This window comes from Rhodococcus sp. 27YEA6 (genome assembly GCF_044908235.1).
GTDB classification, from domain to species: domain Bacteria; phylum Actinomycetota; class Actinomycetes; order Mycobacteriales; family Mycobacteriaceae; genus Rhodococcus_F; species Rhodococcus_F qingshengii.
In genome coordinates this window covers 1-24,365 of sequence record NZ_JBIYCY010000017.1, presented here as the reverse complement: position 1 = coordinate 24,365, position 24,365 = coordinate 1, and the positions used below count along the sequence as shown (strand labels likewise).

The following is a 24,365-nucleotide window of genomic DNA, read 5'->3' as shown; positions in this document are numbered from 1 at the left end:
CGAAAATACGAGGTGAATCAGAGAATGATCGATCGAGGCTCGACGAATCCGGCGATCCCTTCCGGACCACCTTCTCTGCCGATACCAGATTGCTTGAATCCCCCGAAGGGAGAGCCGAAGTCGATGGGGCCGGGTGAGTTGACCGACACCGATCCGACGCGTAGGCGCGACGCGACGCGTGCCGCCCGCCCGCGGTCGGCGGACCACACTGCGGCAGCGAGTCCATACTGCGAATCGTTCGCCTGCGCCACGGCGTCGTCCTCGTCGGAATAGGCGATCACGACAGCCACCGGTCCGAAGAGTTCCTCGCGGGCGATCTCGTCGTGGTTCTCGACGTCGGCGACGATAGTGGGGGTCACGAACCATCCCGCGTCGAGTCCTTCGGGCCTGGTTCCACCGGTGACGATGCGTGCACCGCCCGATTTCGCACGGGCAACAACGCTTTCGATGCGGTCGCGGGCCGCACGGTTCACGACGGGGCCGATCTGGGTGGCTCGGTCAGCGGGATCGCCGATTGTCATCTGCCGCACGGCCGATGCCAGTGCCTCGACCACTTCCTCGTACCGCGACTGCGGCGCGAGGATTCGGGTCTGCGCGACACAGATCTGACCGTTGTTCGCCATGACCCCGGTGACCAGACCACCCACGGTCTCCGCATCGAGAACGACGTCGTCGAGCACGACGGCCGCCGACTTGCCACCGAGCTCGAGCACACACCGCCGAACGTCGGCGGCGCACGCTGCTCCGATTCGTTTGCCTGCCGCGGTCGACCCGGTGAAGCTGATCTTGTCCACGCCAGGGTGGGCGACGAGCGCCTCCCCCGTCGCGACGTCGCCAGACACGATATTGATCACGCCGTCGGGAAGACCCGATGCCTCGATCGCCTCGGTCAGCATCGACAGTCCCAGCGGCGCTTCAGGCGACGGCTTGAGTACGACAGTGCATCCCGCGGCGAGCGCAGGAGCGAGCTTGAGTGCGGCGGTGAACAACGGAGCGTTCCACGGCAGGATCGCGCCGACGACGCCGACCGGCAACTTCTGTACCAGGACCTCACCGCCGACGACCGACGGACGAGTGTCCTCGAAGATGAACTCGCCGGCGAGCTTCTGGTACGACCGCAAAACTCCGATGGTGACGCCGATCTGGCCGAACGACGCCCACTTTCGCGGTGATCCGACCTCCGCGGACACAAGATCACCGAATGCGGTGGACCGCGCCTGGATCTCGTCGGCCAACCGTCCGATCGCTGCACTGCGATCCGCCACCGACGTTCGCCCCCACGGACCGCTGACACCTGCGTCGTGTGACGACTGCACAGCGGCGTCGACGTCGTCTGCAGTGGCAGCAGTCACGTGGCCCAGCACCGTTCCGTCGGTGGGCGAGAGCACCTCGATCCGCGTCCCGGATCCTGCGCGCCATTTACCGTCGATGTAGACGCCCTCGTAGTCGTGCACTCTCGATACCTCTCGATCGGCCGCGTCCAGGGGAATAGCAGCGGGATTTGATCTCGATTCTGGCAGTAATGTCACGTTACGGCAAGGGTCGATCGGCCACGGCCGGCAACGACGTCACCGAGCTGATCCGGCGTGCTTCCGTGCAGGACCAATTCGTCGGCGCCTGCCTCCCGATACCGCTCGAACATCTCCCAGCACTCGCTCGGTGAACCCAGCGCCGCGGCGCCGCGGATCCATTCCTCGGGCAACGCCCGCGCGACCTCGGTCATCTGATCTCGCTCGAGCACCGAGTCCGCAGCACCACGCACTCCCGCCAACAACGGATGTCCGCGCAGATCGACAAGCCGGTCGACATCCCACCCGTTGACCTTCGCCAACTGCTCGCCGAACGTGGGGATCTGGTAATACGACACGGCACGACCACCAACGACGGCGGCTTCTTCGTCAGCGGGCAGTCCGGACGCCGTGATGACGGTCGCGTATACCCGTACCGAATTCGGATCGCGTCCCGTCTGTTCCGCAGCTGTGCGCACGGCCTGGGTCGAGCGGCGAACGGCGTCGGGCGTAAGGAACGGGTGCAACAGCACTCCGTCGAAATGTCGACCGGCGAGCTCGAGGCCCTTGGGTCCGATCGCGGCGAAGACCAGCGGCGGAACGGGCACATCGGGTACGTCGGTCAGCCGCAGTGACGGGAATGTTCCCGCGGGCCCGTCGTACTTGACCTTCTCACCGCGACAAAGTCTGCGGAAGATGTCTGCCGAGTCGACGATGGAGGCATTGGTCGATTTGGGCAGTCCCACCGCGCTCCACATCTTGTCGACCGAGCGCCCGATGCCGAGCACGACCCGACCGTCCGAGAGTCCCTGTGCAGTCATGGCGAGCGATGCGAGCAGAGCCGGATGCCGGGACTGGAAGTGCGTTATCCCGGCCGCGATCTTGATCGTGCTCGTGACCTGGCTGAATGCGCCGGCGAGTACACCGAAGTCTTTGGTTCCCCACCGTTCGCTGAGCCACAGCGTGCTCATCCCGATGCGTTCCGCCTCGATCGCCTGCGCGATCGCCGGGCGTGGATCGGGAACGCGGCCGGGGAGGGCGTAGCCGCCGAGGGCCGGGCCCGGCGAACCCGATGCCTCGGACTGCACACCGGCGAGCGCAGTAGTATTTTCATCATTCATTCCCGTATTCTGACAGTATTGGTCATATAAATCTGCAATAGTCGGGAATCGACAGGGATACGGGAGGAATCACGGCTCCCGCACCGATACCGCATTCGAAATTCTCACGTCAGATCGAGGGAGCACATGGGTTACACGGCGACACGAGGTCGGCTCGAGGGGGACGTCCGCGGCGCGCTCGAGCAGTGGTTGCCGCCTCGGCTCGCGCCGGACGGGCACACGGACTTCGCGATATCGGAGTTCTCCGCTCCCGACGCCGGGTACTCCGGAAAGACTGTGTTCTTCACCGCGTCCTGGGCGAACTTCGACGGAGAGCGATCCGAACACGCTCTGGTTCTGCGCACCCAGGCAACGGACCATCAGCTGTTCACCGAGCCCGACGCCGTCCGGCAGGCCGAAGTCATGCGGATCCTGGGCCGTCATCCCGGTGTGCCGACGCCGACCATCGTTCTGACCGAACGAGATTCGAGTGTGTTGGGTACGCCGTTCTACCTGATGAAGCGAGTCCAAGGCCGTACCCCATCGGACGTGCCGAGTTGGCACAAGCGCGGATGGACCGCCGAACTCAGTGCAGCGGAGCGTGAATCGCTGTGCGACAATGCCTTACGGTCACTCGTCGCCGTACATCGAATCGACGATCCGGCCGACCTCGAGTTCTTGCGCGGACCGGACACCGAGGGAACACCACTCGAACGGTACGTCGCGGGCGTTCGTCGGTGGTTCGACCGCTCGCACGACAACCTGGTCGCCGGCCGCGACATCCTCGCAGCCGCGCTGACCGAACTCGAAGACCACGCTCCGACTGCGGACGTCGAGACCGTGGTGTGGGGTGACGCGAGAGTCGGCAACATGTCGTTCGCGGACGATCTGTCGGTCGCCGCGTTGTTCGATTGGGAGACAGCATCGACCGGACCGCCTGACATCGACCTCGGATGGTGGTTGATGTTCGAGCGATACCTCTGCGAAGCTTTGGGATTCAGCAGACTGCCCGGTATCCCCGACGACGACGAGACGGTCCGTAAGTACGTCGAGTTCGGCGGCCGCCTCACCGGCGACATCTCCTACTTCCAGCTCTTGGCAGCCGTCGTGCTGTCGCTCATCACCAATCGCCTCGCCCTGTTGCTCGTCCGCGACGGCCTCGACGCGGACACCGCACGCAGCTATCCGGCCACAGCAGTCAGATTGGCCGAGCAGTACCACCGAGATCACCTGCATCGAAGGAGCAGACAACAATGACGACCGACATATCCGCCCCGTCACCGGTAGGCGCGGTGAGCGAACCGTGGGAGGTCTTCGTCGAGCGCGGCAAGATCCGTGAGTTCGCCGCCGCGATGCAGTCCGACAATCCGGCCTATCAGGGTACCGACGCCGTGGTCCCCCCGACGTTCCTCATCAATGCCGTGCAATGGGCACCACCCGGTGTACGGGTTGCCGTCGGATTCGAGCGCAAGCGACTTCTGCACGGCGAGCAGGAGTACATCTTCCACGGCGACCTGCCGCAGGCAGGAGACCGGATGATCGCCCAGGAACGCGTCCTGGATCGGTACGCGAAGCCGGGCAAGCGCGGAGGCGAGATGAAGTTCGCCGTCGTCGCCACGGAATTCCGTTCCCCGAACGGCGAGTTGATCGCCGAAGCTCGCGCCACGTTCATCGAGACGGCGCCACGCGCCAGCGCCAAACAGGAGGCATCGAAGTGACCGAGACCGCAATTCCGATCGCCGTGGGCACAGTCGCGGCACCTCGCACGTTCGGGCCGCTGACCACCGCGATGTTCGTTCGCTACTCCGGCGCCTCGGGGGATCTCAATCCGATGCACTACGACGACACGCTGGCACGCGCGGCCGGGAATCCCTCTGTTTTCTCGCAGGGAATGCATCAGTCCGCATTGCTCGCGACGTTCGCGACGGATTGGCTCGGCGCGCGGAACCTACGACGCTTCGGCGTCCGGTTCCGCGAGCAGGTGTGGCCCGGCGACGTGCTGACCTGCACCGGAGAGGTAACTTCAGTGGAGAGCAGCCCAGAGGGACACCAACTCGTCGCCGTCGAACTGACGTGCACGCGGCAGACCGGCGGCATCGCCATATCGGGCAGCGCCCAATTCCGAATCGACCCGGGCCCGTAACTTGGGTCACACACATTCGCCTGGTGCTCGCCATCGGGCGGTCACTCACCCTAGGCTGTCCATCGATGTCAGAAAATCCGATCACTCGTCGCGCCAGCTACGGCCCTTCCAGCCCCGACGTCGGCACTCGCGGCGCTAACACGCGCAGCAAGATCGTCGACGTGTCACTCGATCTCTTCGGAGAGGTCGGGTTCTTCAACACGTCTGTCGACGCCATCGCCAAGGGTGCGGGCATATCGCGGGCCACGCTGTACCAGTACTTCCCGGGCAAGGACGAGATTTTCCTCGAATTGCTCGACGAGTGCGGTCGTGCACTTTTTCGTGTTGCTCGCCGGATCGGCCCGCTCGGCCCCACCGAAGTGGGATTCGACAATCTCAACTGGTGGCTCGGCGAGTGGAGCTGGGTCTTCGAGAAGTACTCGACGATGTTCGTCCAGTGGACCGGGGTGGCGTCGTCCGACACCGCGGTGCGACCCGAGATCGACAGGTTCATCGGCGGATACAACCAGCGCATCACCGACCGGCTGGAATCGTCGGGCCTCGACGGAATCGACGCCAAGGCCGCCGCGGTCACGATGACCGCGGTGGTGCACCGTATGAACCTCTTCATCCACACCGATCGCGCGTACGGACGAAACACTCAGTCGGTGGTCGACTCGGTGTCGGTCTTCCTGCAGCTGATGCTGTTCCCGGACACTCCCGACTCGGTTCTGGGGAGCCTGGGTCTGAGCGCCGGGGGTCACGATTCCATCGACATTCCGCCAATGCCCGACATCACAGGTCTGAGCACCGACGACCGTATAGCCGGCTTGAGCAAGCGCGCCGTCAACACGGTACAGACGTTGGTGGAGGCCGGTGCTGTCCAGTTCCGTGAGCGGGGATATCACCGAACGAGCGTCGACGACATCGTCGAGGAAGCGGGCTTCGCGCGCGGCACGTTCTACAAATACTTCAGCGAGAAGCAGGATCTGCTGGTGGCGCTCAGCGCCGAGGCCATCACCGCGACCGTCGAATTCGCAGACGAACTGACGCACATCGATCCCATGTCCGACGACGACACCGAACTCAGGGCGTGGCTCGACCGGTACCTACACTTCTCGACGCGCTTCGCAGGAACCATCGACGCGTGGTCCGAGCGCAGCGCAGACAGTGACATCGTCATGCGCCTCGGCACCTTCGGACAGACCAAGGTGGACAACGCGTTGCTCCACGTCATCGAATCGCGGACCCGTGACTATCCGTTCGATCCGGTAATGGCGGCCTTGATCTTCCGTGCCGTCATCGCTCGTGTCCCCCAGGCGACGCAGGAGTTGCCGACCCCTCTGTCGCACGACGAGGTTCTCGACCTGCTGACGGCTTGCATCAAGCGAGGCTTCTTCACTCGCGCTCACTGAAGCCCCAACCAACTCAATCCAATTTCTGACGGTTCGTTCGCCCATGCCCTTGCCTAAGCATCGCACCTTGGGCGTTTCCTTGAATATTTCTGACGTTTGTGTCATTTTAAAGTGAGGGCAATCGATGATGCTCGCCGCGCGGCGAGCGATCACCATCTCGCGACACTCGCGCCAGGAGAGGAACACAGTCACATGGACATCACCACAGCGTCCGCACTCGTCACGGGAGGCGCAGGCGGCCTCGGGGAGGCCACAGTCCGACGGCTCGCAGACCAGGGCACGGCAGTGATCATCGCCGACCTCAACGACGAGAAGGGCAAAGCCCTCGAAGCCGAGCTGGGCGGCAAGGTTCGATACGTCAGTACCGACGTCATGGATGAGTCGAGTGTCAACGCAGCGCTGGCCGCGGCGAACGAATTGGCTCCGCTCCGCATCGTCGTCAACGCACACGGTGGCGGCGCCGGCGCATCGCGGGTCGTCGGCAAGGACGGCGAACCCGCGTCCTTCGAACAGTTCCAGTGGTACGTCAACCTGTTCCTCAACGGAACGTTTAACGTCCTCCGCCTCGGCGCAGCAAGCATGGCCAGAAACGAGCCCTCGGGCGAGAGCGGCCGTGGCGTCATCGTCAACACCGCCAGCATCGCAGCGTTCGAGGGCCAGATCGGCCAGACCGCGTACTCGGCTGCCAAGGGTGGCGTCGTCGGCCTGACCCTTCCTGCAGCGCGCGACCTGACCAAACTCGGCATCCGAGTCATGGCCATCGCACCGGGAACGTTCTTCACCCCGGCGTTCAAGATGGAGCGCGAAGAAGCCGAGAAGTTCTGGGGCTCGACAGTTCCGTTCCCCAACCGCATGGGCAGCCCGTCGGAGTACGCGGCACTCGTTCAACACATTGCCGAGAACGACTACCTCAACGGGGAAGTGATCCGTATCGACGGCGCGCTGCGGTTCGCACCTAAATAGAGAGTCAAACGAGCAGACGCAACCCGCTCGTCCGACGCACCCCGTATCGCACGCAATTCGGGGTGCGCCTCGCCGGGCGTGCATTCGTCGAACGCCTGAGCTGCATACGTGGGAACACAGAGCCGGCTCGCTCCCTTTTCGGGAACGAGCCGGCTCTGCTACTGAAGTCGAACGTCAGATTTCGGACATTTCTTTCACACGACCGACGAAGCGCGCAGCCGTGCGATCTCCTCCCGCGAGCGTCCGAGTCCGGTCAACACCGAGTCCGTGTGCTCACCCAGGCCTGGCACCGGACCCATCCTCGCCTCGATTCCTCCGAGCGAGGCGGGTGGCAGCAGCGCGGAGATCGACCCCCTGGGCGTCGCCACGTCACGCCAACGGTCACGTCCGGCGAGGACCGGATGTTCCCAGAGTCCCTCCATCGTGTTTATTCGAGCGTTCGCGATGGAGGCGTCGTCCAGTGCTGATGCCAGTTCGTCTGCGGTCCAACCTTTCACCGCTTCGGTGATGATGGGCTCCAGTTCCTCGCGGTGTGTGACACGATCCGGATTCGTTGCGAATCGCGCGTCGTCGATCAGTTCCGGACGCTGCAGCACGTCGACACACAACCTCGACCACTCCCGCTGATTCTGAATCGCCAACAGCACCGACCGACCGTCCCCGGCGGTGAACGGGCCGTACGGCGCAATGGTCGCGTGGCGGGCGCCGGTCCGCTTCGGACTCGAGCCGCCGTATCGCGTGTAGTAGGCGGGCGAACCCATCCACTCGGTGAGCGCTTCGAACAGCGACACTGCCACCGGCCTGACCTTGCCCGTCGTTGCCCTGGTGTAGAGCGCGGTCATGATCCCGGAGAACGCAAAGCTGCCCGCGGCGATGTCTGCGACCGAAATTCCGGCCTTCGCAACGTCCTCCGATGAACCCGTCACGGACAGCAATCCGGCTTCCGCCTGGACGAGCAGATCGTATGCCTTGCGGTCGCGCCAAGGACCGTCCGCACCGTAACCCGAGATGTCGCATACGATCAGAGTCGGATGACTCGACGCGAGCTCGTCGGGGCCCAGACCCATACGCGACGCCGCACCCGGTCCCAGATTCTGGACTAATACGTCGGCGCCATCAAGCAACTCGCGCAACAACTCTCGCCCCTCTGGTGACTTGAGGTCGAGCGTGATCGATTCCTTGGACCGGTTGAGCCAGACGAAGTAACTCGACTGACCGTGGACGGTGGTGTCGTAGCCACGCGCGAAATCCCCCGCGTCGGGTCGCTCCACCTTGACAACCCGCGCACCGAGATCCGCGAGTTGCCGGGTGGCGTACGGCGCCGCGACAGCTTGTTCCAGGCTGACAACCGTAATTCCGGCCAGCGGTAGTTCACTCATTGTTGCCTCGCTTCATCTACTGAATCGCCAATCACTTCGTGAGCGGATCGCGTGGTAGACCGAGCAGGCGCTCGGCGATGGTGTTGCGCATGATCTCCGACGTACCTCCGGCGATGGTCAGGCAGCGAGTGAACAGGTAGTCGTAGGACAGCTCCGGTGTCTGCCCGGTGACCGCCGCGACGCCCGCGAGCTTCATTCCGAGATCGGTGATTCGCTGCGAGTGTTCGGCTTTGAGCAACTTGGTCACGTTCGCCTCGGGTCCGGGTCCGGCGCCGATGATCGCGCGCGCTGCCTGGCGAAGGTTGAGCAACCGCAGCGTGTGAGCCTCGGCGAGCACCTCCCCCACCGAACGCTCGTCGTCGACGCGCGTGGGTGTTGAGCCGTCGAGCAGCTTGACGAGCTCGACGCCGGTGAACTTGATCGACCCACTGCCGCCACCGATCGAGACACGTTCGTTTCCGAGCGTGGCACGAGCGACCTTCCAGCCCTGACCTTCTCCGCCTACGACGTCGGTGTCGGGCACAAAGACGTCGTCGAAGAAGAGCTCGTTGAACAGCGCATCGCCGGTGATTTCGCGCAGTGGGCGAATCTCGACACCCTGCGCCTCGAGATCGATCGCCATCATCGTGACACCGGCATGCTTGGATGCGGTGGGATCGGTTCGGACCGTTGCCAATCCCCATTTGCAGTGCAGTGCAGCACTCGTCCAAACCTTCTGACCGGTCACCCGCCAGCCGCCCTCGACGCGTTTGCCCGCGGTTCGTACCGCAGCGGCGTCGGAGCCGGCGCCCGGCTCGCTGAACAGTTGGCACCAATCGGTGTGCCCACGAAGAACGTCGTAGACCCACCGCGCCTTCTGCTCGTCGGTTCCTTCCTGTGAGATCGTCAGGTTTACCCATCCGCCGATGCCGAGTTCGGGCAGATCGACGCCGTGGAACTCCTCCTCGATCACCAGCTGTTCGACGACTCCTGCGCCTCTGCCCCACGGAGCCGGCCAGTGCGGAACGAGGTATCCGCTGTCCACCAGAAAGTCTCGACGCTCGGACTCGGGAAGGCCGGCTAGGGTGCGCACGGCCTCGCGCGCCTGCTCGCGATACCGCTCAGCTTCCTCCGGTAGCTCGAAGGAAGCTCCGTGCGCTTCGCCGGATCTGAACGCGGAGATGATGTCCGACAACGGGTTTCGATCATCGAGCAAGGCCCCTACCGTCTGCGCACGACGCAGGTACAGATGCGCATCGTGCTCCCAGGTGAAGCCTATTCCGCCGTGCAGCTGAATATTAGTGCGCGCGGTCATCACCTGAGCGCGTGCCGCGTGGGACGCCGCGACGGCACCGGCGAACCACGCACCCTCGATGTCACTCGAACGAGCGGCGTCCCATGTCGCAGCGACGATCTTCTCCGCTTCGATGAGCATGTTCGCGCAATGATGTTTGACGGCTTGGAACGTACCGATGGCCCGGCCGAACTGCTCGCGCGTCTTGGCGTAGGACGTTGCCGCCTCGAGGCACGCCAAAGACGAACCGACTGCTTCGGCCGATGTCAGGATTCGAAAGATCGTCGTGGCGCTGCGCGCTGCTCCGCGCAGTACGCGATCGGACCCGGGCGCGAGTCCGGAGACGGTCACCTTCCCGATCCTTCGCGTCGAATCGAGTCCGGCCTGCGCCTCCACCGTGACACCGGCCGAGGTCGCATCCACCAGAACGATGTCGTCACCCACCACGAGAGCGAGGATGTCGGCGTCCGGTGCGCCGAGCACCGCACGGCTCTCACCACTGACGATGCCGTCCGAGTCCAGCACCAGGCCTGCGGACAACCCCAGAGCACCGACGGCGGTACCGTCGGCCAGCCCGGGGAGAACAGCTGCACGCACGTCGTCGGACGCGAATCGATCGACGACCGCGGACGTCGCAACCGTCGGCAGAAACGGACCGGGAGCGACCTCATGTCCGAGTGCTTCGAGCACGACGCTGAGTTCGGGAAGGCCGAAGCCCGATCCGCCGTATTCCTCGGGTAAGTGCAACCCAAGCCAGCCGAGTGCCGCGGTAGCGGACCACAGTTCCGCAGCGTCGGCATTCTCGGCGTCGGTGTCGAGCGTGGCGCGAGCGGCCGCCCGCGCCCTGTGCCGCGTGAGATGCGATACCGCCACGTCGGCAAGGTCCTTGTGTTCCTCCGAGATCGCCAATGCCATGGCAGTACTGCCTTTCGATCGAGATGTGGACACGGTCACGCGTTTGTGACCTCGTATGTCAGATTGAGGTTATCGAAAACAGACCGTACACAACAGGGGAATGCGAGAACGCGTCACGAACGCCATGTCGGGCGACGTCGATTCACCGGCGTCGCGCTGGAAAATGCCTGCCAATAGGTGCACGCGGGTCATGCTTCCTGCAACTGTAGACAAGATGTCAGAAGATGGCTTATCGTTCTGAGAAAGTGAAGCACGACACACCAGGAGTGGACAGCCGATCATGAGCATTTCCCTGATTCTGGAGATGGCGGTCTCGGACAACCCGGACCGCACCGCAGTCTCCGTCGCCGATTCTTCACTGACGTATCAGCAGTTCTCCGACCTCGCCGCAGGAATCGGCAGCGTTCTGATCGAATCCGGCACCAAGTCCGTGGTCTTCCTCGGCGGGTCAGGACTCGAACTACCCACGCTTCTCTTCGCCAGTGCCTACGCCGGCATTCCGTTCACCCCGGTCAATTACCGCCTCGCACCGAGCGCTCTCGAGACGCTGATCGCCCGCGTCGACGGTGCACTCGTCGTCGTCGATCGCTCGTACGTCGACTCCGTCTCCGGTACCTCGGCGCCCGTCGTGCTGACCGAGGACATCGTCACACAGGGCCGTGCGCGAGCGAGTGATCCGCTGCCCGCCGCGGAGGTGGACCCTGACTCGCCCGCGATCGTGTTGTTCACAAGCGGTACGACGTCGGAGCCCAAGGGCGTGGTGCTTCGCCACAGTCACCTGCTCAGCTACGTGATGAGTACCGTCGAATTCGCATCCGCCGACGAGTCCGACGGCGCGCTGATCAGTGTGCCGCCGTACCACGTTGCGGGAATGGGCACGATCGTCAGCAACTTCTACGCGTGCAGGCGAATGATCTACCTGCCCAACTTCGACGCGGCCACCTGGGTCCGTCTCGCCCGCGATCAGGGTGCGACCTCGGCCATGGTCGTTCCTACGATGCTGGACCGCATCGTCGATCACCTGGGAACCGCGCAGGTGGACATTCCGACGTTGAAGTCGTTGTCCTACGGCGGCGCCCGGATGCCACGACCGACCCTCGAAGCAGCACTGCGGGCGTTCCCCGGCGTCGGATTCGTCAATGCCTACGGCCTCACCGAGACCAGTTCGACAATCGCATTGCTCGGACCCGACGACCATCGCGATGCGCTGGAGAGCGACGATCCCGTCGTGGCAGCCCGACTCGGCTCCATCGGACGTCCGGTACCCGGCGTCGAGATCGAGATACGCGACGCCGAGGACCGCGTGGTCGCCACCGGCGAGCAGGGTGAGCTGTGGGTACGCGGACCGCAGGTCTCCGGCGAGTACATGGGCTCGGGCTCGGTGCTCGACGCCGAGGGCTGGTTCCCCACCAAGGATCTCGCGTTCCAGGATCGAGACGGGTTCCTGTACGTCGTCGGCCGTAACGACGACACCATCATTCGCGGCGGTGAGAACATCGCGCCCGCCGAGATCGAGGACGTGCTCGTCGAGCATCCTCTGGTGAGATCCGTTGCCGTCGTCGGTATCCCGGACGATCACTGGGGTCAGGCCATCGTGGCGACCGTGGTGCTCGAACCGGGAGCAACGTCGGGTCAAGAACAACTACGCGAGTTCGTTCGCGCGAAACTGCGCAGTTCACGGACGCCGGACCGTATCGTCTTTCGCACCGAACTGCCCAGCACGTTGACCGGGAAGATCCTGCGCCGCAACATCGTCGCGGACATCCTGGCATCCACTGAAGTCACGCCGGTCTGACCTAGGGCAACGCCCAGCCGGAACCGGAACGAGAACAACCGAGGAGAAGAACATGTTGAAGACCGGAGCGAGGCTCAAGAGCCAGGTATGTACCACTCAGGTGATCGTGGTGCGGGCAAGTAGCGATAACGTCGAACTCCACTGCGGCGGGTATCCGATGGTGGAGCTGACTGAGACGCCCCGCGAAGGGCTCTCCATAGCAGCAGGATTCACCGAGGGCACAGCCATCGGAAAGCGATACGTCGATGCAGGAGGCGTTGTCGAGATCCTCGCCACGAAGGCGGGCACCGGCAGTCTCGCACTCGACGGCACCGTGTTGACTCTCAAGACGGCCACGCCACTGCCGTCCAGCGACTGATCGACGGTGAGCACTCCCACCGTCGATCATGTCGGCCCGCTGGCCGGCATCCGAGTACTCGAACTGGCCGGTATGGGTCCGGGCCCGCACGCATCGATGTTGCTGGCAGACTTGGGAGCCGACGTCGTGCGGGTGCAGCGACCGGGTCAACTCCCTGTCGCGGGCAAGATTGCGAGCCAGCAGTTGCGCGGCCGCACGATCGTCGAGCTCGATCTCAAGGACCCCTCCGCTATCGACACGGTCCTGCGGTTGATCGAGCGCGCCGACGTTCTAGTGGAAGGGTTCCGCCCCGGCGTCACCGAACGCATGGGACTCGGTCCCGATGTCGCTCTGGGCCGTAACCCCGCCCTCATCTACGGTCGTGTCACCGGGTGGGGCCAGGACGGACCGCGCTCGCAGGAGCCCGGGCACGATCTGAACTACATCTCGAGCACCGGTCTGCTCAATGCCGTCGGCCGTAAGGGCGAGCGCCCGGTTCCGCCGCTGAACCTGTTCGGGGACTTCGGTGGTGGATCGATGTTCCTCGTCGTCGGTGTGCTGGCGGCGCTCGTCGAACGGCAGTCGTCGGGAATCGGACAGGTAGTCGACGCCGCGATGGTCGACGGGGCGCCCGCACTCGGGCATCTGCTGTGGTCGATGCGCGGCACCGGCCAATGGTCCGAGGATCGCGGAACCAACATCTTCGACGGTAGTGCACCGTTCTACGACACGTACCAATGCTCGGACGAAAAATACGTCGCAGTGGGCGCGCTCGAGCCGCAGTTCTACGCAGAGATGCTCAGGGTGCTCGAGATCGACGCCGACGACCTCGGACCACAACGTGACGAGAGCGGGTGGCCGCACATGCGCGCGGTGCTGACGGCGCGCTTCGCTTCTCGGACCCGGGACCAGTGGGCACAGTCCTTCGACGGTGTGTCCGCCTGTGTCACTCCGGTACTCACGTTCGCCGAAGCCGAGACCGATCCGCACATGGCGCAGCGCGGCACGTTCGTCGACATCGACGGCGTCGTCCAACCCGCACCCGCACCGAGGTTCTCACGCACCTCGCCTACAGTCCCGGAAGCACCGTCTCGTCGATCGATTCCGGTCGACCGAGTATGGACATGACCGGCGCGGGAACACTCGCCAATCTCAGGGTGCTCGAGCTCGGTGCAATAGGTCCGAGCGCTCATGCCGCAATGTTGTTGGCGGACATGGGCGCCGACGTCGTACGGGTTCAACGACCGGGTGGTATCGACACATCCGCGTCCGACCAGCTACTCCGTGGCCGTTCGGTGATCGAGGCCGATCTGAAGTCTGCGACAGGTATCGACACCGTCCGTTCGTTCGCCGAGCGCGCGGACGTCGTCATCGAAGGCTTTCGTCCCGGGGTCGCCGAGCGTCTCGGACTCGGTCCCGAGTCGATACTCGCGCTGAACCGGGCGGCAATTTACGCTCGCGTCACCGGGTGGGGACAAACCGGACCGTATGCCGACAAGGCCGGGCACGACATCAACTTCCTCGCCCCGACCGGGATTCTGCACGCCATGGGCCGAGCGGATTCGCGACCGGTGCCACCGCTGAACCTCGTCGCCGGGTTCGGTGCGGGTTCGATGTTCCTGGTTACCGGCATTCTCGCAGCACTGTGGGAGCGACAATCATCCGGAATCGGACAGGTGGTCGACGTCGCGATGGCCGACGGTGCTGCACTGCTCGCCCAACAATCGTGGTCGATGCGAGCGTTCGGCGGCTGGTCGGACGAGCGGGGGCGCAATCTCGTCGACGGCAGCTGCCCGTTCTGGGACACCTACGACACCGCCGACGGAAAGTACATAGCCGTGGGTGCATTCGAGCCCGTCTTCTACGCCCGGCTCCTGGCGGCACTCGAACTCGACCCGACAGCGCTTCCCACGCAACAGGATCGGCAGCGGTGGCCGGAATTGCGAACCGCCATCGCGGAACGCTTCGTCAGTGAGACTCGGGCACACTGGACTACCGTGTTCGCCGACATCGATGCGTGTGTGACTCCGGTCTCGAGCTTCAGCGAAGCACCGAACGACCCCCACTTCCGCGCACGTGGCACGTTCACCGTCCTCGACGACGTCGTGCAGCCGGGACCGGTTCCACTCTTCTCGCGAACCCCTTCACCTCCCCCGTCGCCGCCGCCACGCCTCGCCGCGGTGAGTGCATCGCTCTGGCAATGAACCGAAGCAACCGACTCTGAAAAGGAATTCGATGTCCGATACCACGCTTGCCGCCGAGGCGCCCGCCCTGATCGAGCGCCGCGGCCACGTCATGATCATCACGCTCAATCGCCCGCAGGCCCGCAACGCGGTCAATGCTGAAATGTGCATCCGCGTCGGCGACGCCCTCGAAGACGCCGAGCAAGACCCGGACGTACGCGTCGTCGTGCTCACCGGTGCCGGCGACAAGGCCTTCTGCGCGGGAGCCGACCTCAAAGCCCTCGCCCGCGGTGAGAGCGTCATCCCGGATGGTCGGGAGAAGTGGGGCTTGGCCGGTTATGTCTCCCATGCCATTTCCAAGCCGACGATCGCCGCGGTAAACGGGCCCGCTCTCGGTGGTGGCACCGAATTGGTGTTGGCCAGCGACCTCGCCGTTGCCGCCGACTCCGCATCCTTCGGACTCCCCGAGGTCACCCGCGGACTCATCGCCGGCGCGGGTGGCGCCTTCAGGTTGGCTGCCACACTTCCGCCGACCGTGGCCATGGAACTGCTCCTCACCGGAGACCCGATCACCGCACAGCAGGCACTGGGGTTCCACCTCGTAAACCGCGTCGTCCCCGCCGCCGACGTGCTGAGCACCGCATTGGAACTGGCAGAGAAGATCGCCGGCAACGCACCGCTGGCCGTACAGGCACACAAGCGCATCGCATTGCAACAGACGGCAGACGGTCGACGCCCCACCGAGGAACCGGGGTGGGCCATGACCACCGACGCACTCCCTGCCATCGCCTACTCCGAGGATGCCAAAGAAGGTCCGCGAGCGTTCGCGGAGAAGCGCGTACCCGTCTGGCAGAGCAAGTAGATGAGCGAGAACACTGCGGCGCCGTACCAGACCGCGCTCGTGACCGGCGGCACCGGCGGACTCGGCTCCGCCGTCACTGCTCACCTGCTCGATCGGGGCTGGCGAGTCGTCGTCCCGTGGCTCGTGAAGGAAGAACTCGAGCGAGTCCCCGAGCATCCGAATCTGGTCCTCGTACAGGCAGATCTCTCCGAACAGACAGCGCTCGACGACGTGATTCAGGTTGCGTCGGCCGAAACGGACGCCCCACTGTTCGGTCTGGTGAACCTCGTCGGTGGTTTCACCTCTGGGCACCGCGTGCACGAAGAACCGGCCGCCGTACTGGACGCGCAACTGAACCTCAACGTGCGGACGGCGTACACCGTCACCCAAGCTGCGCTGCCACACCTGATCAGAGGCGGCGGAGGGTCGGTCATCTGCATGTCCGCAGCGGCTACGCGGCGGCCGTTCGCCGGTGCGGCGTCGTACATCGCGTCGAAGGCTGCGGTCGTTGCACTCGTGGAGACGCTCGCGCTCGAATACATCGACGATCACATCAGAGTGAATGCGTTGCTGCCATTTGTGATCGACACTCCGGGCAACCGCGCCGCGATGCCCGACTCGTCGCGCAAGGGGTGGGCCAAGCCCGACAAGATCGCGCGGGTGATCGACTTCCTCCTGTCCGACGCCGGGGCCGCAGTCACCGGTGGATCGATTCCGGTCACCGACGTCGACTGACGAGAAAGCCCGAGTACGATACCGAATGGTGTTCGTATTCGGGCTTTTTCATGCCCTGTTCGTTGTCTACCTCGATGCGGCGTCTCGACCTGCCAGCCAACCGAAGACCAGAGCGGGTCCGAGAGTTCCACCTGCACCGCCGTACGTCATCCCCATCGCCGAAGCCATGACGTTGCCCGCCGCGTAAAGGCCGGGAATCTCGGCGCCATCGACGTCGAGTACGCGTCCGTTCGGGTCCGTGCGCGGACCGCCCTTGGTTCCGAGTGCACCGCTGCGCACCTGGACTGCGTAGTACGGCGCGGTGTCGAGCGGTGCGACATTCGCTGCCGAGACCGCCCCGACCTCGCGGTCACCCCACCACTGGTCGAGCGTCGATTCGCCGCGACCGAAGTCCTGGTCGTTGCCGTCGACCGCGTGAGTGTTCCACCGTCTCACGGTTGCTTCCAACTCGTCTACCGGAACGTCGATGGTCTTGGCGAGCACGTCGATCGAATCCGCGGTGAGGATCCAGTCGGGAAGTGCGGCCGGCGGGAAATATCCTGCGAGACCGAACTTCTGCATGTAGTAGTCGTCGAACAACAGCCATGCCGGGTGATTGCTGTAGTCGTAGGTAGACACGCCGAGGTAGTGAAAGGCAGCGCCGAAGGCGTTGTAGTTGGCCGACTCGTTGGCGAACCGGCGACCCGCTCTGTTGACCATGATGCTGTGCGGACGAGAGCGTTCACCGTTGACCAGGTAGGGAACGCGGCCGAGACCCGGTCTGTCGACGTCGATCGTCGGCGCCCACCAGGCCTCACGCATGTTGCCGAGCCCGGCTCCGATGCGCATCGCCATCTTCAGCCCGTCACCGGTATTGGTCGGTACCGATACCGGTCGTTCGAGCGGGCCACGCAGGAACGACCGGACCATCTCCTTGTTCTGCTCGAAGCCACCGGTGGCGAGAACGACGCCGCGACGAGCATGAACTTCGACATTATCCGAATCCAAATCGCCTGCATCCGAATCGAATCGGACACCCACCACCCTTCCATCGCGGACGATCAGCGATCGTGCGGGCGAATTCGTGTACGGAAACAGTCCGCGATCGAGACAACCCTTGAGTAGCGCACCCACGAGCGCCTGACCGGTCCCGCGAGCATCGGTCGCCTTGCGCACAGCCAGATCCTCCGCCGACGGACCCTGCGATGCACCTTCGCCGAATGTCGTCTCGTCGAGCGAGATGTTCACGGGGAGCTGATGTCCCACCCACACTCGATCCGCCCACGCCCCCAGATCGGCGAACGGAAACATCGGGCACATCAACGTCCGTCCACCGTTCACCTTCGCACCGGGATGCGTCGGGTGGTAGTCGGGGAAGTTCTCGATGATCTTGAACCGGACAGGTGTGTGTTCCTCGAGCCAGGAGATCACCTCGGGCCCGTGGTGGACGAACGATTCCAGCACCGTGTCGTCGACGAGATCGTGAGTCAGAGAACGGATGTAGGTCAGCGCTTCGTCGGACGAATCCGATACTCCCAGTGCAGGCATGTGCGGATTGTCGGGCATCCACACCATTCCCCCGGACCACGCCGCCGTTCCCCCGACGTGCTCGGCCTTCTCGTAGATTCCGACGTCTGCGCCGCCGTCGTAAGCCGCGATCGCAGCGACCAGACCGGCTGCGCCGGTCCCGAGCACGATCACGTCATGTGTACGCGTAACGGTCATCTAAGTCCTTTTGTCAGGGGGATGTCCTCTGTCAGGAGGGAATATCGATTGCGAGCAGCAAGCGCTCCAGCACCGCGTCGAGATCCACCAGTCGACACACGGCCGCGACGTAGCGATCCGGACGCAGGATCACCACCTCGTCTAGTCCGCGAGCGAGCACCATGTCACGGAAGGCTCCGTCGACGTCGCGGAGTTCGATCGACGAGGTCTCGGCGGCCTCTCCCCGAGTTGAAGTCTCGAAACCGCTCCGACGTCCGGTGAGAGGGGGTGTTACATGGAACAGGTTCGCGCCCAATACCTTCAGGCGTCCCGCGTGGGCGTCGTGGATGTGTCGTGCAGGATCGCCTGTCAATCCGAGTACCGCGAAGCCATGGCCGATCGCATCGTCGAGGCGCACACGCACGCCGTCTGCCGTCTGCACCGACGGCTGCCCGAACATCCGTCCTACCGGTGAATTCCTGTCGTTCGTCGCACCCCCGACGACGATGCCCGTACGGTACCGCGGCACCGGCTTGTACTTCATCTGCAGGATGTACTCCCGCGCGCCCGGGATGCGTTGCACACTACGGAACACGACGTCGCGCACCATTTCGGTGGCCCTGTTGCGCGGCTGGTAGTAGCTGCCGACGCGGGTGGCGAACGAGACCATCGTTTCTGCGTTGCCACGGCGTTCGGCGTCGTACGTGCCGAGTATTCCAGCCCCTGCACGCCCATCAGTCACGGCGGCGAGCTTCCACGCCAGATTCGTCGCGTCACGGATGCCCGAGTTCATTCCCTGACCGAAGAACGGTGGCTGCAGGTGAGCGGCGTCGCCTGCGAGGAACACACGGCCGACGCCGAACGTCTCCGCCGTTCGCGAGTGATGCCAGTACACGCGTCGGCGTGAGATGGTCGGCAGCGGCGAACCACGGTAGAAGCGGCCGACGAGCGCGTTCACCGACTCGTCCGATACGACATCGTCCTCGCTCTCGTCGGGCAAGAGCTTGAACTCGAATCGCCGGTGACCATATGGAAGGGGGATGGTCATCGCCGGCCGGTCCGCATCGCAGTACACCGCCGAATACAGTGCGCCCCAAGTGTCGTCGGCGACGTCGACCACCAACCATTTCGACGGTGCGGTCTCACCCTGCAGTGCCACGTCCACGGCATCGCGCACGAAGCTTCGGCCACCGTCGGCACCGACGACGTACCGTGCACGCACCCGCACTTCACCGCCCTCGGACTTCGCCGTCACGTCGACACCGTCGGCATCCTGCGTCAGATCGATCACCTCGGTGGAAGTCAACAGATCCACATGTTCGAAACGGTCCAACCCACGGCGCAGAGCACCTTCCATCATTGGCTGAAAGAACAGACTCCGGCGCGGCCACCCGTAGGGCTGACCTACCGGTCGCACGTGGGCCAGCACCCGACCGCTGGAGCTGTAGTAGCGAATCGGGGCGTTCTGAATCAGATCCGGCAGCACGTCGTCGAGCACACCTGCAGCCTGGAACGTGCGCAGGGATTCGTCGTCGATCGCGACTGCACGAGGATGCGCGACGATGTCCGCGTCCCGGTCCAGCACAACGGCTCGTACCCCTGCTGCACCGAGCAGGTTCGCGAGTGTCACGCCACACGGGCCTGCACCTACGATCGCGACATCCACGGATCGATCCACGTGAGGGAGCCTCCTCGGCTGCTCGGTCGACATATCCGCCGAGCGACGCAGAACCGCGGCCGGAGGTCGCGACGCGAGCGTGGGCGGATATCACCCTACGTGAACATAGTGTCAGATCTACCGTGATTCCGTATGCGGTTTCGCACTATTCGTCGCGCGGACCCACTAAACCGATGCGGCGATAGCCATACCGGTGATCCACTCCTCCACCGGCTGGTAAACGAGGGCGTCGAGCGGCTTCCCGCCGCCTGCAGCGCCTGCTGCGAGCCAGGTACGCACTTCGTTGGCACCCGCTCCGGCGGCCGCGTGAGCACGATCGGTGAGTTCGGTCAACGCTGCCCGGTCCCAGCCGGCGAGCGCAGCGAGGAACGCCCGATCCCACTCGGGCTTGATCTTCTTGCGCGCAGCTGCCGAACCTTCGGCGATGATGCGTGCCCGCTCCTCGTCGCTGATGTCATAGGTGTCGACCTCGAGACTGGGCGGCGAGTGCGAGAGCCCACCGGTGCCGATCACCAGCACGCGATCACCGGTCCCGTCGAGGTAGTTCGATACGGCATCCCCGAGTGCGAGAACCCGCCGTGCGTGTGGAAGAGGTGCGGTCGCGCAGTTGATCGGGATCGGAATCACCGGATATCTGCCTTCGTCGCCGGTCAGATCACGCAACGGTTGTGCAAAGGCGTGGTCGAGTTCGATGTCGCGGCACATCGTGATGTCGATGTCCGACGCCAACAGATGCTCCGCCAGTGCGCGAGCCTTCGCTCTCGGAACGTTCAGCTCAGCGGCAGGATGCCCGGCTTCGGCCATGATTCCCGCCGACTGCGCGACGCCGAACGTCGGCACTATCGTGCGGAACGCACGTCGATGATCACCGCCGAAGAGCACGATGTAATCGGGGTCGAATTCAAGAACCCGTGAACGAGCACGCGCCAACGCACCTCGGAACTCCGAACCGTACACCTCGTCGACATCTCGGTCCTTGCCTGGACTGTGACTGGCACACACCACAAGCCGATCAGATTTCGACATTCAGTCCTCCTCGGAAAAAACAGGTGACAAGAACGTTAGAACGACTCGGTAGCAATTACAAGCACAAGCCAATCCCTACGACAGGGCGTGCAACGCAGACGCACGAGCGCCGCGAGTGGCTGCTGCGGAGCGGCCTTCTCGGCGACCCCACAGGCACACCCATCAGCGTCACCGAAGTCACCGAAGTCACCGGAGTCACCGGAGTCACCGGAGTCACCGGAGTCACCGGAGTCACCGAACGCATGGAAACCGAAGTACCTGACATAAGCAAATGCGCACTGCCCGCGAAGTCGCCTTGAACTGTCCACTCAGGATCTTCTCCAGCCGAGCTCGCGAATCTACCCATACGGATCGCCCTCAGTCGTCTTGCGTGAGTACACGACGAGTCAACGGCAGTGGCAGCATCGGCCGAGTCTGGACATCCCACATCACCGGGGTGAACGCCGGTACTCAACGCGTTCGTGATCACCTGCAAGCATTGGATTCGACCATACTCTGACAGTGATGGCCTCTTTCCCTGGCAACTCCAGGCTGCCAATTTCGAGCAAATTGCTGTCTTTCCGCAGATGTTTCGGTCAGAATCTGAGCGACAAGAGGCCAGATACGGTTCACACACCTTGGCTGCGTCACTGATTTCTGACAGTCTTTGCATCTACCTGATCTGACGGAGGAACAGCATGATCGAGCAATGGATTTTGGACTACTTTGCGGCGTGGAACGCCGAGGACCCTGACAGGGTTGCCAGCTATGTCACCGAGGATTGCGTCTACGAAGACGTGAGCGCCGGGCACATCTCCCGTGGCCGCCATCAGGTGGCGAACTTCGTCCGTATCTCCAACAAGGCCGTCCCGACGTGAGCTACGAGGTCGTGAGCGGTCACAGCACCCCGACAGCCTTCGCGGCCGAGTGGATCATGCAACCCCACGGTCTGCGCGGGTCGTCCGTCGGCACGTTGGTCGATGGCAAGATCTCGTCGAACCGCGACTACTGGGACGGTGCCAAGTTTCAGCCGAACAGGAACTGAACACCGAAACCTGTTCACCAGGTCGCCGGAACCCCACAGTTCACGGCTACCAGGACCTCTCCCGGCGCTCGATCTGACAATTCGGGCCCGGTAATTCCGCTGCACCACTTCGTAAGAGGGAGTCTTCGTGGTTACACCGCTGTGGCCTTGGTTGTTGAACGAGCCGACGATCACGGGCAATCTCGATCGCCGAGCCGAGACCACACCGGATGCTGTCGCGTTCATGGATGAACACGACCGTTCGTTGACGTGGGCGCAGTTCGACACTTCGGTTGATCGGGTGGTTGCCGGGCTTGCTGCGAAAGGTATCGGTCGGGGAGCAAGTGTGGCCTGGCAACTACCCACTCGGATGAGCACCGTACTGGTGATGTTCGCGCTGCGCCGATTGGCCGCGCAGCAGGCACCGATCATTTCGCTCTGCAGAGAACGGGAGGTCTCTGCTGCAGTGCGGGCGGTGAACGCGGATTTCTTGCTGATACCGGGAACGTGGAACGACTTCGACTACGCTGCGATGGCCGGCCGGTTGGATCTTGGTGATGTGCCGGCTCCTACGGTCATCGAGATCGGGGCGGAATCTCCTGACGCCGAGCCGGATCCGGAATTGCGGGCACCACAGGATCCGGACGAGGTGGCGTGGGTGTACTTCACATCCGGTTCCACCGGTCTCCCCAAAGGCGCCCGGCACACCGACGACACGTTGTTGACGACTGCCCGCGGGTTTGCCGGGACGGGTCACGTCGGCGAGAACGGTGATGATGTGGCTGCGATGGCGTCCCCGGTCGCACATGTCGGCGGAATCGAATTCTTCATTGCCGCCATCTGCTCGGGAACGCCGATGGTGTTGATGGAAGCGTTTGTCCCCCAGCAAGCGGTGGAACTGTACGGTCGGCTGGGGGTGACCATAACCGGTGGTGCGCCACCGTTCTATCAGGCATTCGCTGCGATGGGGGCCGCTGTGGCACCGAAACCGTTGGTGCCGAGCCTGCGCCTTCTCAAGGGCGGCGGGGCGCCGTGTCCGCCGGAACTGTTCCATCGAGTTCGAGAGGTGTTGGGGGTGACGGTAGCTCATGACTACGGCATGAGCGAGGCCCCGATGGTGGCGGTGGCCGATCCACACGATCCGCCGGAAGTCCTGGCGGCGACCGATGGACATCCCATCCCCGGCAATGAGATCCGTATTGTGGGTGATGATGGGCGGCCGGTCCCTGAGGGTGATGTCGGTGAGGTCCAGGTGTCCGGACGCGGCGTCTGTCGCGGCTATACAGATCCCGATGAGACCAAGAAGGCCTTCACCAGCGATGGTTGTTTCCTCACCGGCGACTTGGCCCGGATGCATCCGGGCGGTCAGATCGAGGTTGTCGGGCGTGCCAAGGACGTCATCATTCGCAAGGGCGGGAACATCTCTCCCCAGGAGATCGAGGAACTGCTCACCGGCCACCCGGCCATCGCCGAAGTGGCGGTGATCGGCGTGCCCGACACCGAACGTGGTGAGCTGGTGTGCGCCGTGGTAGCGCCTCCACCCGGAACCCATGCGCCCGATCTCGCCTCGATCGTCACCTATCTGACCGAGGCGCAACTGATGAAGCAGAAGATGCCCGAACGGCTCGAAATCGTCGAGTCGTTACCCAGAACCGGACTGGCGAAGGTCGCCAAGACCGAGCTGCGCGCCCGCTACGGCTCGCCCACGCCGAGAACTGCGGAGCGACCGCCACGTCACGCGCAGGGGCTCCCGTGAAACTGGAATCCGATGAAGCCCCTATCCTCGGCACCGACTGACTCTGCACTCGGACATCTCCACTGCTCATCATCGACGCCGACAACGACCCACTCGACGTATGGGAACCGTCGTTCGATGTCACACCGGCGTCACCGCCCGTGATCGACGAACGCCAGGCGGCATCGAAGATCAATGATCTCGTCTCGTGCCGGGGACGAGACGAGGCTCGACTGCTTCGGTTGTCGTGGTCTGTCGGAGGCTCTCGAACCTGTGAAGGACGGAGAGCATGGCAGCACCACGGAAGTACAGCGACACACGTTCCTCGCTGAGCTGAAGGAACGAGAAACGAGGATGGTGGTCGACGCCCGCCAGGATCCGGCGACGCGACCGCGAGTGCTCAAGCGGATCGCAGGTCAGCTCGATGTGCACCCCGAAGCGCTCCGGACCCTGGGTCACACGCACCGAGGTCGATTGCGGCGTCCGTCCGGGCACCACGACCAGTGATGGTGACCGGATTGCACAGTTTGAACGGGAGAACCGCGAGCTGCGGCGGGCGAACACCATCCTCAAGCATGCATCATGATATGTGGGTGATCTGACGCATCCAGTGTCAGGCTGATCATGTCGGTTGTCGGCTCGATCGAGGAGGCCCCACAATGAATGCTTTCGTC

General features: G+C 63.9%; 23 protein-coding genes. 16 read left to right on the top strand and 7 right to left on the bottom strand.

Features of this window, described 5'->3' with window-relative positions:
* Window positions 1–17: 17 nt before the first annotated feature.
* Both ABH939_RS28265 and ABH939_RS28260 read right to left on the bottom strand, forming a co-directional pair.
* Complete coding sequence (locus ABH939_RS28265; protein ID WP_151097081.1) at window positions 18–1,454, bottom strand: aldehyde dehydrogenase; 1,437 nt, start codon at window positions 1,452–1,454, stop codon at window positions 18–20.
* Between the two features lie 71 nt (window positions 1,455–1,525).
* Window positions 1,526–2,629, bottom strand: coding sequence for a TIGR03857 family LLM class F420-dependent oxidoreductase (locus ABH939_RS28260; RefSeq protein ID WP_151097083.1), 1,104 nt, complete (start codon window positions 2,627–2,629; stop codon window positions 1,526–1,528).
* Window positions 2,630–2,755: 126 nt separating this feature from the next.
* Between ABH939_RS28260 and ABH939_RS28255 the strand changes: the two genes are divergently transcribed.
* The 5 genes from ABH939_RS28255 (at window position 2,756) to ABH939_RS28235 (ending at window position 7,108) form a co-directional block, all read left to right on the top strand.
* Window positions 2,756–3,865 (top strand): phosphotransferase family protein, encoded by a 1,110-nt coding sequence (locus tag ABH939_RS28255; RefSeq protein WP_151097085.1) that lies wholly within the window; start codon window positions 2,756–2,758, stop codon window positions 3,863–3,865.
* Window positions 3,862–4,326 carry a MaoC family dehydratase N-terminal domain-containing protein gene (locus ABH939_RS28250; protein WP_042447386.1) on the top strand — a complete coding sequence of 155 codons (465 nt, stop codon included), beginning with the start codon at window positions 3,862–3,864 and terminating at the stop codon, window positions 4,324–4,326. Before ABH939_RS28255 ends, ABH939_RS28250 begins: the two co-directional genes overlap by 4 nt.
* Window positions 4,323–4,751 carry a MaoC/PaaZ C-terminal domain-containing protein gene (locus ABH939_RS28245; RefSeq protein WP_042447389.1) on the top strand — a complete coding sequence of 143 codons (429 nt, stop codon included), beginning with the start codon at window positions 4,323–4,325 and terminating at the stop codon, window positions 4,749–4,751. The genes ABH939_RS28250 and ABH939_RS28245 overlap by 4 nt, the downstream gene beginning before the upstream one ends.
* A 65-nt stretch (window positions 4,752–4,816) precedes the next feature.
* Window positions 4,817–6,145, top strand: a complete 1,329-nt coding sequence (locus ABH939_RS28240) for a TetR/AcrR family transcriptional regulator (RefSeq protein WP_073513249.1) — start codon at window positions 4,817–4,819, stop codon at window positions 6,143–6,145.
* 192 nt (window positions 6,146–6,337) lie between these two features.
* Complete coding sequence (locus tag ABH939_RS28235; RefSeq protein WP_042447497.1) at window positions 6,338–7,108, top strand: SDR family NAD(P)-dependent oxidoreductase; 771 nt, start codon at window positions 6,338–6,340, stop codon at window positions 7,106–7,108.
* A 194-nt stretch (window positions 7,109–7,302) separates the two neighbouring features.
* Here ABH939_RS28235 and ABH939_RS28230 read toward each other — a convergent pair whose 3' ends face one another.
* Both ABH939_RS28230 and ABH939_RS28225 read right to left on the bottom strand, forming a co-directional pair.
* Window positions 7,303–8,487 (bottom strand): CaiB/BaiF CoA-transferase family protein, encoded by a 1,185-nt coding sequence (locus ABH939_RS28230; protein WP_042447395.1) that lies wholly within the window; start codon window positions 8,485–8,487, stop codon window positions 7,303–7,305.
* Between the two features lie 31 nt (window positions 8,488–8,518).
* Entirely contained in the window at window positions 8,519–10,675 is a 2,157-nt protein-coding gene (locus ABH939_RS28225; protein WP_151097372.1) for an acyl-CoA dehydrogenase, read from the bottom strand.
* A gap of 280 nt (window positions 10,676–10,955) precedes the next feature.
* Between ABH939_RS28225 and ABH939_RS28220 the strand changes: the two genes are divergently transcribed.
* Genes ABH939_RS28220 through ABH939_RS28195 form a run of 6 tightly spaced genes read left to right on the top strand, consistent with a single transcriptional unit; the run spans window position 10,956 to window position 16,566 of the window.
* Window positions 10,956–12,470: a class I adenylate-forming enzyme family protein gene (locus ABH939_RS28220; RefSeq protein ID WP_073513252.1), complete on the top strand. Its 1,515-nt coding sequence runs from the start codon at window positions 10,956–10,958 to the stop codon at window positions 12,468–12,470.
* A gap of 52 nt (window positions 12,471–12,522) precedes the next feature.
* Entirely contained in the window at window positions 12,523–12,828 is a 306-nt protein-coding gene (locus ABH939_RS28215; protein WP_151097087.1) for a hypothetical protein, read from the top strand.
* Window positions 12,829–12,834: 6 nt separating this feature from the next.
* Window positions 12,835–13,935, top strand: a complete 1,101-nt coding sequence (locus ABH939_RS28210; protein WP_073513253.1) for a CaiB/BaiF CoA-transferase family protein — start codon at window positions 12,835–12,837, stop codon at window positions 13,933–13,935.
* Window positions 13,932–15,011: a CaiB/BaiF CoA-transferase family protein gene (locus ABH939_RS28205; protein ID WP_151097089.1), complete on the top strand. Its 1,080-nt coding sequence runs from the start codon at window positions 13,932–13,934 to the stop codon at window positions 15,009–15,011. The genes ABH939_RS28210 and ABH939_RS28205 overlap by 4 nt, the downstream gene beginning before the upstream one ends.
* Window positions 15,012–15,042: 31 nt before the next feature.
* Window positions 15,043–15,852 carry an enoyl-CoA hydratase-related protein gene (locus ABH939_RS28200; protein WP_151097091.1) on the top strand — a complete coding sequence of 270 codons (810 nt, stop codon included), beginning with the start codon at window positions 15,043–15,045 and terminating at the stop codon, window positions 15,850–15,852.
* Complete coding sequence (locus ABH939_RS28195; protein ID WP_151097093.1) at window positions 15,853–16,566, top strand: SDR family NAD(P)-dependent oxidoreductase; 714 nt, start codon at window positions 15,853–15,855, stop codon at window positions 16,564–16,566. It begins immediately after the preceding gene.
* Between the two features lie 66 nt (window positions 16,567–16,632).
* On the opposite strand, the gene ABH939_RS28190 is transcribed toward ABH939_RS28195, so the two are convergent.
* The 3 genes from ABH939_RS28190 to ABH939_RS28180 all read right to left on the bottom strand — a co-directional run bounded on the left by ABH939_RS28190 (window position 16,633) and on the right by ABH939_RS28180 (window position 20,953).
* Window positions 16,633–18,270: an FAD-dependent oxidoreductase gene (locus ABH939_RS28190; RefSeq protein ID WP_151097095.1), complete on the bottom strand. Its 1,638-nt coding sequence runs from the start codon at window positions 18,268–18,270 to the stop codon at window positions 16,633–16,635.
* A 31-nt stretch (window positions 18,271–18,301) separates the two neighbouring features.
* Window positions 18,302–19,927 (bottom strand): bifunctional 3-(3-hydroxy-phenyl)propionate/3-hydroxycinnamic acid hydroxylase, encoded by a 1,626-nt coding sequence (locus tag ABH939_RS28185; RefSeq protein ID WP_151097097.1) that lies wholly within the window; start codon window positions 19,925–19,927, stop codon window positions 18,302–18,304.
* Window positions 19,928–20,092: 165 nt separating this feature from the next.
* Complete coding sequence (locus ABH939_RS28180) at window positions 20,093–20,953, bottom strand: 3-carboxyethylcatechol 2,3-dioxygenase (protein WP_151097099.1); 861 nt, start codon at window positions 20,951–20,953, stop codon at window positions 20,093–20,095.
* Between the two features lie 23 nt (window positions 20,954–20,976).
* On the opposite strand from ABH939_RS28180, the gene ABH939_RS28175 reads away from it, so the two are divergent.
* The 5 genes from ABH939_RS28175 to ABH939_RS28155 all read left to right on the top strand — a co-directional run bounded on the left by ABH939_RS28175 (window position 20,977) and on the right by ABH939_RS28155 (window position 24,198).
* On the top strand, window positions 20,977–21,252 hold the full coding sequence (locus tag ABH939_RS28175) for a hypothetical protein (RefSeq protein WP_151097101.1): 276 nt from the start codon (window positions 20,977–20,979) through the stop codon (window positions 21,250–21,252).
* A gap of 378 nt (window positions 21,253–21,630) precedes the next feature.
* The gene (locus ABH939_RS28170; protein WP_151097103.1) at window positions 21,631–21,810 is read left to right on the top strand and encodes a nuclear transport factor 2 family protein; all 180 of its coding nucleotides are present in this window, start codon (window positions 21,631–21,633) and stop codon (window positions 21,808–21,810) included.
* The gene (locus tag ABH939_RS28165) at window positions 21,807–21,977 is read left to right on the top strand and encodes a hypothetical protein (RefSeq protein WP_191908618.1); all 171 of its coding nucleotides are present in this window, start codon (window positions 21,807–21,809) and stop codon (window positions 21,975–21,977) included. Before ABH939_RS28170 ends, ABH939_RS28165 begins: the two co-directional genes overlap by 4 nt.
* A 127-nt stretch (window positions 21,978–22,104) precedes the next feature.
* On the top strand, window positions 22,105–23,712 hold the full coding sequence (locus ABH939_RS28160; RefSeq protein ID WP_243580653.1) for a class I adenylate-forming enzyme family protein: 1,608 nt from the start codon (window positions 22,105–22,107) through the stop codon (window positions 23,710–23,712).
* A gap of 174 nt (window positions 23,713–23,886) precedes the next feature.
* Window positions 23,887–24,198 (top strand): hypothetical protein, encoded by a 312-nt coding sequence (locus ABH939_RS28155; protein ID WP_151097105.1) that lies wholly within the window; start codon window positions 23,887–23,889, stop codon window positions 24,196–24,198.
* Window positions 24,199–24,365: the final 167 nt, after the last annotated feature.

What these genes read in the sequence shown, in the direction of transcription:
- ABH939_RS28260 (WP_151097083.1), bottom strand. Translation starts at nt 2,629, where the DNA reads ATGAATGATGAAAATACTACTGCGCTCGCCGGTGTGCAGTCCGAGGCA.
- ABH939_RS28255 (WP_151097085.1), top strand. Translation starts at nt 2,756, where the DNA reads ATGGGTTACACGGCGACACGAGGTCGGCTCGAGGGGGACGTCCGCGGC.
- ABH939_RS28250 (WP_042447386.1), top strand. Translation starts at nt 3,862, where the DNA reads ATGACGACCGACATATCCGCCCCGTCACCGGTAGGCGCGGTGAGCGAA.
- ABH939_RS28240 (WP_073513249.1), top strand. Translation starts at nt 4,817, where the DNA reads ATGTCAGAAAATCCGATCACTCGTCGCGCCAGCTACGGCCCTTCCAGC.
- ABH939_RS28235 (WP_042447497.1), top strand. Translation starts at nt 6,338, where the DNA reads ATGGACATCACCACAGCGTCCGCACTCGTCACGGGAGGCGCAGGCGGC.
- ABH939_RS28230 (WP_042447395.1), bottom strand. Translation starts at nt 8,487, where the DNA reads ATGAGTGAACTACCGCTGGCCGGAATTACGGTTGTCAGCCTGGAACAA.
- ABH939_RS28225 (WP_151097372.1), bottom strand. Translation starts at nt 10,675, where the DNA reads ATGGCATTGGCGATCTCGGAGGAACACAAGGACCTTGCCGACGTGGCG.
- ABH939_RS28220 (WP_073513252.1), top strand. Translation starts at nt 10,956, where the DNA reads ATGAGCATTTCCCTGATTCTGGAGATGGCGGTCTCGGACAACCCGGAC.
- ABH939_RS28215 (WP_151097087.1), top strand. Translation starts at nt 12,523, where the DNA reads ATGTTGAAGACCGGAGCGAGGCTCAAGAGCCAGGTATGTACCACTCAG.
- ABH939_RS28205 (WP_151097089.1), top strand. Translation starts at nt 13,932, where the DNA reads ATGACCGGCGCGGGAACACTCGCCAATCTCAGGGTGCTCGAGCTCGGT.
- ABH939_RS28200 (WP_151097091.1), top strand. Translation starts at nt 15,043, where the DNA reads ATGTCCGATACCACGCTTGCCGCCGAGGCGCCCGCCCTGATCGAGCGC.
- ABH939_RS28195 (WP_151097093.1), top strand. Translation starts at nt 15,853, where the DNA reads ATGAGCGAGAACACTGCGGCGCCGTACCAGACCGCGCTCGTGACCGGC.
- ABH939_RS28190 (WP_151097095.1), bottom strand. Translation starts at nt 18,270, where the DNA reads ATGACCGTTACGCGTACACATGACGTGATCGTGCTCGGGACCGGCGCA.
- ABH939_RS28180 (WP_151097099.1), bottom strand. Translation starts at nt 20,953, where the DNA reads ATGTCGAAATCTGATCGGCTTGTGGTGTGTGCCAGTCACAGTCCAGGC.
- ABH939_RS28170 (WP_151097103.1), top strand. Translation starts at nt 21,631, where the DNA reads ATGATCGAGCAATGGATTTTGGACTACTTTGCGGCGTGGAACGCCGAG.
- ABH939_RS28155 (WP_151097105.1), top strand. Translation starts at nt 23,887, where the DNA reads ATGATCTCGTCTCGTGCCGGGGACGAGACGAGGCTCGACTGCTTCGGT.